Below are 15,758 nucleotides of genomic sequence, written 5' to 3'. Positions count from 1 at the left end.
GAGCTATGAGAAGTTGCTGATGAAGGCTCTCGCTTGCTGGTAAGCTTCACTTCCCGCTGCTCCTTCGCCGATTGGAATGGTGACGCCACCGACGAAGTTGATCGATCCGCCAACTGATGTGCTGATCGAAAGCCCCGCGGCGTTGCCACTGCCGAATCCAATTTGCAGGAACGCCCCGTACGAACGTCCGACGCCCGATGCTGCGTTGTAGTCGGCCAGAACGGCGTAAGTCGGACCGAAGCGATAGACGCCAAGGTTCTTGATCCAGCCCGCCCCAGGCGTATTGACCGAAACGCCGCCGACCCCGGCACCACCATCGGCCTTCAAGGCAATCGCAGCGCCCGTATTGGCGAAGATGTGTACCAGGCCGGCTCCGTAGCTTGTCTGGTCCTCACCACTCTGGGTGAATGGCGTCGAGATCAAAGCGGTCGCGGCGCCCCCGAATCCTCCAGTAAAGCCGGCTTCGGCAAAGCTGTTCTCATAGCCAACGGTCGCGCCGAAGCTTGCACTCCCCGTTACGCCCTGCCACTCGACCGGGTCGCCACCAATCGCCCTGCTCCACGCGTACTGTAATCCTGCGGCAACAATTCCGGCGAGTGTCAATTTCGCAGAAAGCACAACCATCTGTTTCGCCAATTCAGTGACTTCGCCGGTGGGGTCGACAAACGTCAGCGGGTTTTGGTGTGCGTACTGGTATCGGTGAAGAGACTGCGGATCGGTGAGCCTGCCTTCGAACGGATCAACCGACACAAATCGCGCAGTGTCGTTGTCCAGATAGCGTGCTCTCAGGTAGGTCGTTTCGGAAGCTTCGTCGAAGTAGCCGCCGGTGTACTGATACCCGTTTTCAATGCCTTCGGTAGAATCCAGCAACTCTCCCCAGACGTCGTACGAATACTCGTTGATCGTGGCTCCGGATTCGTCGGTAATCAAACGGGTGCTGCCCAGCCGATCCGAATGGACGCTGTATTGCTCGCCGTCGACGATGATTTCGTCGCGACCTGACCCATAGACAAACTGCAGGGCCTCCCCGTCGCCGTACTCAGCGATGACTTCGGGCAATTGTCCCAGAGCCGATGTCCACAGGAATCGAGTCTGCTCGCCATCGGAATCAATCGCGACGCGAAGGTTGTCCGCGTTGTACTCGTACGTGGAATCACCGACGGAACTTGAAACCTCAACCATGCGACCGCGAGCGTCCCAGACAAACTCGGTCGTCTGGCCTCCAGTCGTTGCCGTCAATTGATTTCCGTTGGCGTCATAGGTACGAGTCTCTGTTTGGCCGGCTGTGAAAATTTCAATCAGTCGGTCATTGGCGTCGTACCGATAAAGGCTTTCCGATCCATCGATGACTTCTCTGAGCAGATTGCCAACCGCGTCGTACTCCCAGAAAGACTCTGTGGTCAACACACCGTCGCGCGACGTCGCTTCACCGACCAGGCGGTTCATCGCATCGTACTGGTAGTGGGTTACTTCGTTGCCGTCAATTTTCTCGACAAGGTTGCCGACGGTGTCGTAGGAGAAACCTACCTGTTGGATAATAGTCGAGTCAGTTGCTTCGACGGACATTTCGATAATCCGGTCCAGCGAGTCATAGCTCAGTCTTTCGATCAGGCCATTGGCATGTTCGGTGGCAAGCAATCTTCCCGCGGGGTCGTAGGTGTAGCGGGTGAGCCCGTCGGTCGGAGACTGAACCGAAACGATCCGATTCAGCTCGTCGTAGGTGTAGTTTGTGGATCCGAAAGGAGTCTGGATTTCGACTAGGTTGCCGGCCAGATCGTAGCGATAGTCAACACGAGTCCCATCGGGTTCTACCTGCGCGGCGATCAACCCGGCGGCGTTGTATTCAAATCGGGTCGTGCCATTGGAATCGGTCACCGTCGATCGCAGGCCGGAATGAGTGTAGGTCACCTCCAACGTTGAACCGTCAGCGAATTCCTGGCTTACGGGCCGACCGAGATCGTCGTAAGTAAAACGGGTGGTCTGGCCGTTGAAGTCTGTTTGCTCGAGCACTCTACCGGCTTCGTCATAGACGATGGAAGAGTTCTGTCCCAACGGTCGAGACGTTGAAGTTTGCTGGGACAAGGCATTGAAGTCATAGCTGGTGACATGGCCGTTGGCATCGGTTTGGCGAATCACATTGCCAAATTCATCGCGTTCATAGGAAGTAATGAAACCAGAGGAAGTGATTGACTTGATCAACAGATTGTTGCTGTCATAAACGAATCGTGTCGACTGACCCGCTGCATTGGTCACCACCGCCAGGTTTCCGTTGGCGTCGTAGCCTCGTGTTTCAGTCGTCTGATCTGCGAAACGCGTCTCGACGAGTTGGCCAAGCGAATTGTAAGAGAAGCGGGTGGTCCGCCCCAACGGGTCAGTCTGCTGAACGACTCTGCCAACGGCATCGTAGAGCCAAAAGGTTCTTTCGCCCAGGGCGTCGGTGGCGGCAATTCGTTGACCAACCGCGTTGTATTCGTATTCTGTTCGATTCCCCAGGGCGTCAACCGAAGCAATCTGGCGTCCGGCCGAATCGTACTCGAAAATCTGGAACGGGTTGTCGTTGTCGTCGTTGGGAGTGTCATCCGGCAGGATAATCCGGATCAACTCATTCCGCTCGTTGTATTCATAGCGAGTAACGTTGCCTTCCTGATCCACGTAAGACACAGCGTTTCCGTTGCCATCAAACTCGTAGCCGGCTGATGAGCCGTCATCGAAGACGTATTGCTCTGGAGCCGAATGGTCAGTGCCTTCAAACTGGACTGAATTTCCTGTCTGGTTGGTCAGTTGCGTTACTTGACCAAGACCATTGTACTGCTGGGTAAACGTTTGCCCGAGAGCATCAATGTTCTCAGTGACATTGCCGTTGGCATCGCGAACCAAAGTGGACTCAAGCGTGATCGTTTCGCCATCGCGAACAACGGTGACCTGATCTCCAACCGGATTTCCGTTGGCATCGACTTCAAATACTCGCGTCACTCCGTTCGAATCCGTCGTGCCTGCTAGACGACCGGAAGCATCGTAAGTGTGGCGAGTTTCGCCGCCCGCGGTATCAATTTGCAGAATCACGTTGCCCTGTTCGTCGTACTCGTTGGAAGAGACTCGCCCTTGGCTATCGACGCTTCGAATCAGGTTGCCGTTCGAATCGTACTCCATCGTCTGAGTGTCGCCGACGGCATCAGTGATGCTCATTATCTGCCCGAACTCGTTATACGAATAGCGGGAAGTCGCACCAAGTGCATTGGTTGAATAAAGCAGGTCGCCGCGTGCCGAGTACGTGTACGTGGTCACATGCCCAAGTTCATCGGTTTGCCTCGCCAGAAATCCGTTGGGACCGTATTCGAAACGCCGCGTGTTGCCAAGCCCGTCGGTTTGGCTGATGACACGCCCCTGGTTGTCGAACTCGACCAGTTCTTCATTGCCATTTTTGTCGACAACCCGTTGAATGCTGCTACCGGGCTCACGCGTGAACTCGATCGATCGTCCGTTAAGATCGATTGCTGACGTCAACTGTCCTTCGGCATCGTACTGAGCGCGAGTTCCCGTTCTCCCCAGAGGATCAACGACTGATTCGAGATAGTGACTGTTGTTCGAGTTGTAGGAGTACTCTGTTTTGTTGCCTTCGCGGTCGACAACTCGCTCAAGGTCGCCCGAATCGTTGTACGAATACTGCAACCTGTTTCCTGCAGGATCCGTAATCGAAACAATGCGGCCTCGTGCGTCCCGCTCGAAGCGGACTTCTTCACTGCCTTCGCCGACGATTCCGGCCGTCGAAAACTCGGTAACGTTTCCATTTCGATCCGTCGCGGATTCCAGCTTTCCATCAGCACCATTGATCCGATAGGTGATGCCTTCACGGGTCGTCAACAGATACGCGCCGCCGAAATCGGGGCTGGCGGGGTTGTAGGGAATGCCGCCGGGTGCGTACAACTCACCCAGTTCATTCACCTGGAGGTAGCCGCTTGTGCCGGGAGACAAAGTCGCGGTCACACGAGGATCCGGAGTGAAACGTGGTCTCGCCAAAACCAGATTGTTGCCTCCAAAGCCGGGCAAAACCTGTATGTCCGGATTGAACGTGAATCCCTGACGGCCTTCCCCGGGAATGTTGAGATAAATTTTGGTTCCGGGCCGCAGTGCAGGATAGATGCCGATATCCTCAAGGCCACTTTTTGGCAACCCAACCTGCAAATCCGTGTCGCGGAACTCAAGTCGCCAGCCGTATCCGAAATCGCCTTCAACGTCGGCGTCAAGCGTGTCGTACACGCGGGTAATCTCAATTGGAATGCCGGCAATCGGAATCACCATGTCGGTAAACTCCAACTGAAAGTTCCCAAGTTTCAACTCGCCGGAAACGCCAACACGATGCTCGACCACGTTCGCCGCGCCTTCGGTCGTGGCGACTTGCAAGCGAATCACGTATTCGCCGTTGCGGAGCATGCTGGTGTCCCAGACTCCCAGTTCACCGCTGGCCACTGCGTCGGTGCTGCGAGTGATCTCGGTGAAGGAACTTTCGTCAACGGACCGGTATGACAAAACGTATGCGCCGAAGTCTTCGTGATCGGCCGTGCCGACGATGGAGACAAATCCCGTCGCGGTACCGCTGTCGGCCGGGCTGGTGATGATCGCCGTTGGAACTTCCGGGCCGGGATTCGTCGACCAGCCTTCGGGCACATCGTAGTCAAAGCTTATTGATTTGGTTGTGACATTGCCGCTTGTATCCACGGCAGTCGCTGTGACATTGATGCTTTCAAAAAGCCAGTCCTCGAAAGTAAACACCGCGGTTCCGTTGGCGGAAAGCGGGATGTCCTGGCCGTTGGCGGAAAGTGTCAACGACGCCAAGCCCACGTTGTCGATGGCTCGAGCGTAAACCACAAACGGGCCTTGCCACGGCAAAACGTTGCGGGAGCTTTCACCCAAATTTTCGATCAGGCTAACTTTCGGGCCTTCGGTGTCGGCGACCAGATTTAGCGTGAACGATTGGGTCGCGATACCGCCTCGCGGATCGGTGACTTCGACTGCGAACTGGTGGTCTCCCAAATCGGCATCGTCCGTTTGCCAAACGATCTGACCAAAAGCATTGATTTCGGCTCCTTCTGGAGCAGCAAGCAGCGCAAACGCCAGCGGATCAATGTCGGCATCGTTGACCAGCAAATCGTAACGGAACGCCACGCCTTTGACACTTGTTGTCGGTGCCGAACTGTTGACGACAGGAGCCCGGTTCTCGGCAAGCACATCCAGTTCAAAGGACTCAATCGACGACGCGCCGCCTTCGTCGGTGACTCGCAACGTGACAACGAACTTTCCGTCCTGTCCATCGGCCGGCGTCCACGAAACCAGTCCGGAGTCGCTGATCGTCAGGCCAGTCGGTCCGCGCGAGACGGCATAGCTTAGCTCGGTGCCTTCCGCATCGGTGGCCTCAAGCTGATAGGTGTAGTTCGAGCCGACGGCCGTGAATCGCGGTGCTTCCGAGGAGAAGTCAGGTGCCAGGTTGACGACACCATCGCCAACGAGGATGGCGAAGGCTTGCGTTGTGGCTCCTCCGATTCCGTCGGCGACTTCGATCACGGTCCGACGAAGTCCAACTTGACCGGCGGTTGGTGTCCACGAAAATTCACCCGTCGTTTCATTGATTGACATTCCGGCAGGAGCCTGCAACAGGCGATACGTCAGTGGGTCGCCTTCGGTGTCAACGGCGTCGATGGTGTAGAGGAATGAGCCACCGACGTTGGCTTCTGTCGGAGGCGTGGAAACGATCCGTGGCGGTCCGCCGAACCGGGTGACGGAAACGGTAAATTCCTGAAAGGTCGATTCGCCATTCGCGTTGACGACTTCGATTGTAAAGTCGCTTTCGCCAAGCTGATCCGATTCCGGTGTCCAACGTAGTGTTCCGCGATCCGGGTCAATGCTGGCTCCAATGAGGCCATCGACGATGGTGAAGGTCAGCAATTCGCCAACAACATTCGCGACTTCGACATCGTAGGCGTATGCATTGCCGATGGTGGCAGAAAGCGTCGGCTCGGAAACGATCGACGGAGTGTTGATGACCGGGTAACCGATGACTTCGAGGTTGAAGGTGTAGGATTCCGATTCGCCGTCGACTGTGGTTGCAAGTAGCTCGATGGCTTCGTTGCCGATCGAGTTTGCAGTCCACTTCAACATTCCGTCAGCTGCGACTTCAAATCCGGCTGGTCCGCTAACCAGCGTCCAGCTTAGCGGCCTGCCCAGAGAATCCTCGCCGGCGATCTTGCTCAGGTAAGTCTGGCCCAGCCCGATCGATTTTCGGGCGGGCTCAATAGTAAACGGCGTCACCGAAGGATTGTCGCCCGAAACATCGACGGTGAAAGTCTGACGAAAATCGTTGCCAGCCGAATCGACGACGAGGATTTCAAAATCAGCCTCTCCCGATGCATCCGGCGTCCATTCAATAAGGCCTTCGGCATCCATGTTGACACTCGCCGGAGCAGCGGCCAGCATAAATGTCAACGAATCGAGTTCGCCATCCTGCGCGTGAACCTGATAGACAAACGTCTTGCCAATGAAACCGGACGCCGGTGGTGTGGAAGTGATCGCCGGAGCGGTGTTTGGAGCGACGACTTCGATGGTGAACGATTGCAATGAGATCGAACCGGAAGCGTCGGTGGCTCGCAGGATCACCGAATGCTGTCCGGCTTGACCGATCGTTGGCTGCCACGTGACTCGTCCATTCTCCGGATCGATGGTCAGCCCTTCCGGGGCCAGCGACAGGTCGTATTGGATTGGGGCGCCGTTGATGTTGGTCGCAACCGAAGCGTATTGGAATACGTCTCGCGCTCTCACCGACTGCGGCGCGGTGGTGACAAAGCGTACGCCGCCAGTCACTGACGAGTTTGAAGGCTCGAGGGCCAGGTCGTTGCCTGCCGCAATCGCGTCTTCAAGCAATTCGACTTCCACACCATCGAATCCGTCCGCGGCCAACCAGCCTGCCGGAAGATCTGCTCTGAGGATGTACGTTCCCGCAGCCAGTCCCGTGATGGCGAAATTGCCCAGTCGATCGGAGTTTGCGATCGGTTCAGCTTCGTCGCGAACACCGTTGTCGTTCATGTCGACGTAGGCGGTCCAGTGACCGGCTGTTTCGCCATCGATTGTACGAATCTGGCCCTGGATCTGGCCAAGCGGCGATTGCATCGCGGCCACGTTTGCGATCGTGGTTTCGCTGGCGTTAACTTCGACGTTTCGTGGCGAGACGGATTCAAAGCCCGCCATGGGAGCAAAGCGAACCGGATAGGTGTCTGGCAACAGTCCAGCCAATCGATAGTTTCCATTGGCATCGGTGACGGTTTGAACTTCTTCTGGATCAGCGAACTGATTGTCGTTGGCGTCGATAAAGACCAGCCACTCGCCAAGCCCGTCTTCTGCAGGTTCGGTGCCCGCCCCGTCGTTGCGGATGCCGTCACCATTCGCGTCGTCGAAAATGTTGCCTTCGATCGCGCCGCGAAGTTCCGGGACAATCTCAACATCAAAAGCTTGTGTGCTTATCCCTCCGCGACCGTCTTCGACGCCAATCACGAACGAGTAAGTGCCGAATTCGGCCAGTCCGCCATCAACAATTTCTGGCGTGCCGACGTTGGGCGTCAGGTAGCCATCGTTTCGGTACGGCGTGTTGTCACGGACCGTCTGGGCACCTTCGACTTCGAATCGATAGTCCAGCATCAGATTTGCGTCGCCATCGAACTGGCGTGTCATGCCTTCACGGATTTGTTCCGCGGTTCTGGCGGTATTCCAGATTCGAAAGTTGTCGACCTGTCCTGAAAAGTCCCAGTAATTTCCGCCGATTTCAAGTTTCATGCTTTCGTCGTAAACGAAGCTGGAAGGCAGATTTCCGGAAATTGCGGACTTGCCATCGACGAACAGTTCAAAGGTCTGGTTTGAGTCGTCAACCGATAACGCGATGTGGTACCAACGATCGACCTCGACGTCGAAAGGAATCCGGGAAATGCTCTGCGTCGTGGTCCCGTCCTGGTCCAGGAACAGCTCCAATTCGCTGTTGTAGCGGAAGCGGACATGGAAAGGCTCCGACAGAAGGCTGCCGTAGCGGAACAGCGTCGCCGCTCCTCCTGCAACAGTAAGATTTTCCGGCTTGAACCATCCTTCGACGGTCAACGTGTTCAGTGCGATCGAGCTGTCTTCCCCGACGGGTGTAACAATGTCACCGTGGTTGACTGCCGTGCCATCGGGTGACAGAAACGCCGTGCCATCAATTCGGCCGTCCCACCTAACCAGCCCTGTGACCGGGTCAACGGTCGCACCATCAGGACCAGACAGAATTCGATATCGCAGCGCGTCATTGTCGGCATCCACCGCGGCGGCTTGATACTCAAACGATTCACCTGCTCCAATTTTTGCCACCGGTTCGGTCGCGATCAGTGGCGTATTGTTCTCCCGCGCTGGTTCGACTTCGATGCGGTAGGTCTGCGTTGCGATTCCTCCCCGCCCATCACTGGCCTCGATCGTGACGGTGTGCCCCCCAACCTGATTGGGACTGGCCGCCCACGTGACTTCCCCGGTCTGGCTGTCGATAAAAAGGCCTCCGGGACCGTCAACGATGCGATAGGAGACAGCATCGTTATCCGGGTCGATGGCATCGGCATCGTAGCTGTAAACTTCATTCGGATCGAAGCGGTTGTAGATCACACTGGCTGTGTTGTCGCCCGAATTGGCAACGATCAGGTCAAGGCGACTGTCCTCGTCAGCATCGGCAACGGTGATCTTTTCAGGAGCTTCTCCGACTTCGATCAACTGCGGCGCTGCGTACTGGTTGTCGCCGCGACCGTAGTGCACAGAGACCGCGTTGGATTCAGGCAAAGTCACCGCGATGTCGGGATTTCCGTCCTCGTTGAGTTCCAAAACGACGACTTCTCCGGGCGATGTCGCAAATTCAAGGAACAGAGGAGCGGGTCCCGAATCGGTCGCGATGTCGTCAAGGATCATCAAACGGTTGCTTTCGGGAAGCGTGATCAACGCGTCGATGGTGCCGTCATTGTTGGTATCCGCCAGCGTCAGATGTTCTGGCGTATCGCCGAGAGCGACTTCAATCGGCGAAGTCAACGTCAGCGAGCCGTCGCTGATGAACTTTAACAGTCCGCCGCGCTGCACATCCAAAGCAAACACATCATCGAACCCATCTCCATTCACATCTGCGGCTTTGATGTCGATCAAACCACCGCCGACGAAAACTTCAGTCGAAGCATAACCGGCGTCCAGATCGCCCGTGTAAACCGTAATGCTCTGGCTGGCGCGGTTGGCAACCAGCAGTTCTACAACTCCATCCCCATTGAGATCGGCGACGGTAACTGCCTGCGGAGCGCGACCTGTTTGCAAATCCGGTAGCCGCGTCAGGCCGCCGAGATTGTCGCCCTGGAAGATTTGCAGGCGATCCATCTGCTCCTGCACGGCGAGGAGCTCCTGGTTGCCGTCTCCATCAAGGTCGACTGAAAGCAAATCGACCAGGTCGTTTCGGCGGCCAGCGTAAACGGAAGCGGAATCGTTTCTGTAGTTTCCAACGTTGTCCGAGCCGTAGACGAAATCGAGTTGACCGTCCCCGTCAAGGTCCGCAAAGGGTTGCCGGGATATGATGCCCTGGACTGAACCGATCAGACCATACGTCTGAGGAGCCTGGAATGAGGCATCACCGTTGCCCAGTCGGATTACCAATGGCCCATATCCGACAAGTCCGGTTTGGATCAGATCCAGTTGTCCATCCTGATCGAAATCGACCAGCCACGAGTCACGGCCTCGCTGCTGAGTTCCTGGAGAATCAAGATGCGTGAAAAATTCAAAATTGCCTGATCCGTCGTTCAAAAAGATACGGGCCCCATAGTTGGTGACCGCGATTAGATCTTCGTCCCCGTCGCCATCAATATCTCCGGCGTTAAAGTCTCCCGGGGCATAGTAATGTGCCGGCAGGTTTTGCGAATACGAATCGAATCCTTCCAGTTCGCTATGGAAGGTGAAGTCTCCGTTTCCATCGCCGGCCATGACGACAAGTTTGATCACGCCATTGTTGTAGTCGTCACGTTCTGCAAAAGAGAGATCAAGGATTCCGTCTCCGGTGAAATCTGCGGTTGCGTAGGACTCCTGCCAGTTTGAAACGTTGATTCCCTGCGATCCATCGGGCAACGTGTAACGAAAGCTTCGTGTGAACACGCCAGGATTTTCCGGGTCATTCAGATGAACATCGATCTGTCGCTCGACTCCGGTTTTAGCGACAAAATCTGGATAACCGTCGGCATTGAAGTCGGCTGCGATTGTGGAGCTGTATCCGTAGAAACTGCCTTCCGCCAACTGGTCATCGCTGGTCGTAAACGTACCGTCGCCATTGGACAGAGCAACGAAGTAGCGATTCGAACGAGCGCCAACGATGTCATCGAGTCCGTCGAGATTGAAATCGCTGACCGATACAAATCCGGATGCAAAAAAGCCCAACGCCGGGAAGGGATCTTCAAAAGTGCCGTCGCCGCGTCCAAGGTGAATCTGGTCATTGTAGACATCGACAAGATCAACGTTTCCGTCGCCATTGAAATCTCCCGGCGTCGCGTCCGGGTTGGCTCGGGAGGTATCCCATGAGATCGCGCGGGTGCTGCCAAACTCGCCGGGCCGCGTTCCCAGACGAACGCCGACTCCATTGGTGTCGCCACCCTGGGTGAAGTAGGAGAAGTCCATCACGCCATCGAGGTTGTAGTCGCCGAACATCGCTCCTCGTACGACGTCACGCTTCTCAAAACGTAGCTGGCTGGCGGTTTGTGAAAAATCCACCATTGGGTATTCGGTGATGGTGAATTTGCCAGTGCCATCGTTTAATGCGACTCGCGGCGAGACGTAATCACTATTGGCGACTCCAAATATCAGATCCAGATCGCCGTCGCCATCAATGTCGACTGGCGAGTCGCTGCCCGCATAGTTGGCGATCGTGGAATCAACGTCATTGACGACTTCGCTACCAAAGTCGATGCCGCTTCCATCGCCAGACAGCAGGATGAACTCACCGTTCCACCCGTTGTTGTAAAGCAGGTCTGCAAATCCGTCGCCGTTGAAGTCGCCTCCCCGAATCCATAAGTCAGGCGAAACGACTGAGGGGCGAAACTCAGTGGCCAGCGTGAAGTTACCAAGTCCATCGGAGTGATAGATGTGCAAGTTCGTCGAGCCGAGGAATGCTACGTCCAGATGGCCATCCGCGTTGAGGTCCGTGACTTCAAATCCACGGCCTGGATTTGCATTGTAGGTTCCTTCGGCGTCCAGGATGAAAGTGGATTCGGCGAATGTTCCGTCGCCCAGGCCTTTGGACCAGGCCAGTTCATATTGGGCTCCGCCAAGTGAAAGGGTTCCTCGTCGACCGATCAGGTCCAGAACGCCATCCTCGTCGACATCCGCGGCAACAAACTGGAGAAATGGTTCAGTTGTGTAGGGTGCCTCGACGGCCGTTTGAAACGTTCCGTCTCCGTTGCCGAGCATGGATATCAGCCGTTGATCACTAGCTACTTCCGAGGTCACGATGTCGAGATCACCGTCGTTGTTAAGGTCGCGGAGCAGCAGGTTTCTGGTGTCGAATGTGTACGTGGAATAGCTGTGCCGGTAGACTTCCTCGGGCGATGCAAACCCACCGTCACCGTCTCCCAGCATTGCGTGGATGACCAACTGGTAACGCTCGCCCGTACTAAACGAATCGTAAGTTGTCATGACGACAAAATCGAGGATACCGTCTCCATTGAGATCCCCTTGATCCATGGACTCGACCGAGTTGCTGTCGTAGGTCGTCAAAAGTTCAGGCAGCCCCAAGTCGATGGCGTAGCCAACATCGACCAGCTCACCATTGGTCGTCGGGAAACCCGTGGAGTACTCGGTGGCATCATCAAATCGATCATTGTTCTGGCCCGCATAGACGCCAATCGTTTGATCGGCTTCGTTGGTCGTCACGATCCTTGGCCCCTGGAAGCCTTCGATGACCGTCACACCGTTCGGATTGTCTCCCGTGGCAAACGTCGTGATCTCAAAGCCGCTCGACGCGGTGGCTTCGGTCACTGGATCGCTGGTGAACACCGGAGGACGGTTCTGCAGCGAATCGACGACTTCGATATCAAACGACTGTTCGGAATACAGTCCAAAGGGGTCCGTAGCGCGAATCGTGATGCCATGGTTTCCCAGGTCATCGGTGTTCGTCGTCCACGAAAGCTCACCGCTGGTCTCATCGATCGAAACCGCTTCGTCGCCGCGAACAATGCTGTATCGCAATGGCTGACCTTCGTCCGGATCCGTTGCAACCGCCTTGTAATTCAAGGTGTTTCCGGCTTCGACGACAGCGGGAGGTGAAGAAGTGAAACCCGTCGGGGCCGAATTCACTTCTGCCAGCAAGGAAAGCTCAAACTGGAACGCTTCCGCGTCTTCATTAAGCCATTGGAAGTCCCGAGTTCGAGCCATTTGGCCGGGAGCCACCTGTCCTGAATCGGAAGTCACATCGATGTAGAATCGTCCGTCAGGCAAGCGTCCGTCCGGTTGGATCAGCTGAATTTGCTCATCAGAAATATTCTTGATGGCGGCAACCATGCGGCCAGAAACCGCAACCTGACCGACGTTCGTCAACGCGATATTCGTGAACAGGGCGTTGGTGTCTTCGTTGAACGAAGTCCTCCCGAAGCGGGCCGCAAAGCTTTCCGTTACGTCCTGCAAAAGCGTGAAGTCCGGTGCCGCGTCCAACGCCCGTACCTCATTGAAACTGGCTCCGATCGGCGTGTTCAGGCCACTGGAACTGGTTTCGATATTGTTGATTTCGACGCGAGTTTGCGTATCCGAATCGTTGTTGACCAGACGGAAAATCAGTTTCGCAACGGTGCCTTCTTCGAGATGCGACAGATCCACGCTCAGCACATCGCCGGACTGTATCGCGTTGACACCGACCGAGGCGGCTTCGTCTTCGGTCAGATTGAAAAAGGCGTCTCGGTTGCGGTTGAAAGTTTGCACCAACGGTTGGCCATTGACATCGACAAGTGCCACTTCGAATGCATCGTTGACGAACTGATCGCTTTTGTCGAACTGCGTTGAAAAATTGAAGCTGACCGACTGTGTGTCAGGTCCGACGATAAATTCACGTGACTGGGTGACCAGGAAGTCGTCGTTTTCGACCAGCGTCAAGGAGTCCGTTGCCTGGCCGATGGTGACGTTGAACGATTCCGAAGCGCTTCCGCCATTGCCGTCGTTGACGGTGACCGTAAATGCGAACGTGCCGTCGAACAATGGTGTCGGCGGCGTCCAATGGATCAAGCCTTCGTCGGAAACGGTGGCTCCATCGGGAGCGTTCGACAGTGAGAAGGTGAGCGTGTCGACCGGCACGTCGCTGTCGCTGGCCATCGCCTGCACCGAAACGTCCTGTCCCGGTTCAATCGAAAAATCGTCAATTTCTTCGAGGACCGGGATGACGTTCGTTTCGTTGACAAAGATGCGGAATCGCTGTGAATCGGTCAGCCCCTCAGCGTCGCGAACTTGAACGTCGATGTTGAAAAAGTCGACCGCTCCGGCCCATTCGTTGGGCGTCCAGGCGAAAACGCCGGTGTCCGGGTCGAGCGTTGAACCTACCGGTCCGCGAATCAGTTCGAAGATCAGGTCTTCGTCGTTGCCGTTGGGGTCGGTTGCCGAAAGTTGGATCGAAACCGGCGTGAGTTCGTCGATGGTTCGGTTTTCAATGAAGTCCAACACCGGACTGCGATCGTCGATTGAGACATCAAACGATTCTGAAGCGATGCCTCCGTTTCCATCGGAGACTTGGACGGTGAATCGGAAAGGACCGGAGCTTTCTGCTTGTTGCTGCGTCGGCGTCCAGGAAATGACGCCCTGGCCGTTGATCCTGGCTCCATCAGGAGATTCCGTCAGCGACCAGGAAAGCGTATCCCGCGGTCGATCGGGATCGCTGGCTTTCGATGCCACGACCATCGTTGAATCAGATTCGATTTCAAAATCATCAATCGCTTCGATCGACGGGCCGCGGTTGACTTCATTGACCGTGATGCGAAAACGTTTCTGGTCCGACAGACCATCGGTATCGACGACTTTTACGTCAACGTTGAAAAAGTATCCTCCGGAAAATTCGTCCGAAGTCCACTGGAACTGGCCGGTCGCCGGGTTCAACGTCGCATTGATCGGGATTCGAACGGCTTCGTAGCGCAATTCATTCGTCGGCGTGTCTGCGTCGGTCGCGGTTAGCTGAAAGGAAACGGACCCAAGTTCGTCGATCGTCAGGTTTTCGATGGGGTCGAACACTGGAGCCGCCATTGAGGGCTGATCCGTGATCGTGATGTTGAATTGTTCGGTATCGGATCGTCCCTGGTCATCGGTCGCCCGAATGATGACCTCAAACGGATTGTCGGAACTGGATGTGGAAACTTCCTGTCGGGTGACACGCACGTTGTCGATCAGCCCGCCCATTCCGGGAACCGAGCCCGGTGCCTTGCTGCGAAACTCCAGTCGAGTCGTATCGCCCGAAAATTCGGACAGGTCGACGGTGACGGTGCGAAAGCTGGTCGACGAATTGTTGCGTCCGTCAGCGGTGACCTCGTGGATGACTTTACCGTCCCAAAGCACTTCAATCGCGTTGGCAACCGAATCCGCGCCGGCGCGGGGAGAGAAATCAAACTTCAGCTCATACAGGTCGCCCACAACGGTATCCATCGAGCGAGCGATTCCGTTGCGGCCATCCAGTTCAACATGTTGGTTGGCTTGGGAGGCCGGACCGACCGCAGGGTGGTTGTGTTGGACTTCGACTTTGCGAGCCGTCGCGTCGAAGCCGGAGACGCGGTCAAAGAAACCGAACTGGCCGCTCGCAACGTCAACATCTTCAAAGCCCGCGAACAGAACCAGTTGCTTGGGCCCGATCGTTGTCTGCGACTCGCGGTTTTCAGTCGCCTGAATGTTGGCGTCGGATGCCAGCCAGTTGAATTGTCCGGTTTGAGTATTGACGGTTGCGCCGACCGGCGCCTTCACCAGTTCAAAACGGACTTCTGCCGAATCGTCAGGAGGCAACAGATCCGCGTCGACCGACAGCGTTGATTCGCGTTGCACTTCCTGATCGGAAATGTTTTCGATCGCGATCGGACTGAGCGTAGCGGTAACGATCACGTCATCGATCAAGCCACCCATTCCACGACCGCCGGAGGCTTTGCTGCGAAACTCCAGACGCCCCGCAGTGGAGCCGTTGGTGATTGGCAGATCGATGTCGATCGCGCGGAACTGAGTCGTCGAGCTCGCGCTTCCGTCTCCCGAAAGTGTACGAATCACGTCGCCTTGCCAGAGCACTTCGATTTCGTTCTCGGCAACGCTGGCACCGGCGCGTGGAGAATAATCCAGTTCGAGAGAAAGACTTGCAGCTTGCACGTCCTCGATGTTGACAAAGATTCCGTTGCGACCGTCGAGTTCAAGATGCTTCTGCCCTTCCGACGCCGGTCCGACCGCCGGATGGTTGTTCTGGACTTCGACCGATCTCTTCGTCGCCGTGAAACCGGATACAGAATTGAAAAAGGCATACTGCCCTGCCCCGACGTCGGCGTCTTCGAATCCGGCGCTAAACAGGACTTCCTGAGCGTCCCCGTTGAGCATCATTCGAGGCTCGAGCTGCTCGATTTGTAGGTTGGTCGTTTGTGATTCGCTGCGGCTGGAATTTTTCTGTTTTACTCGTCCCAGTACGCCTGCCAGTAACTTCTTCACGCGATCTTTGTTGTGCATCAGTGTTCTCTTTCCCCCGGTTT

At 56.0% G+C, this 15,758-nt stretch carries 1 protein-coding gene; it reads right to left on the bottom strand.

The window, feature by feature from the left end:
* Positions 1–3 precede the first annotated feature (3 nt).
* On the bottom strand, positions 4–15,735 hold the full coding sequence (locus MFFC18_RS14180; protein WP_075085944.1) for a putative Ig domain-containing protein: 15,732 nt from the start codon (positions 15,733–15,735) through the stop codon (positions 4–6).
* Positions 15,736–15,758 lie beyond the last annotated feature (23 nt).

The sequence above is a fragment of the Mariniblastus fucicola genome, from assembly GCF_008087665.1.
Taxonomy (GTDB): Bacteria; Planctomycetota; Planctomycetia; order Pirellulales; family Pirellulaceae; genus Mariniblastus; species Mariniblastus fucicola.
Note: the sequence above shows the minus strand (reverse complement) of the source record. Positions and strands in the feature narration are given on the sequence as shown.

Coding starts and splice junctions, on each gene's coding strand:
- MFFC18_RS14180 (WP_075085944.1), bottom strand. CDS start 15,735: ATGCACAACAAAGATCGCGTGAAGAAGTTACTGGCAGGCGTACTGGGA.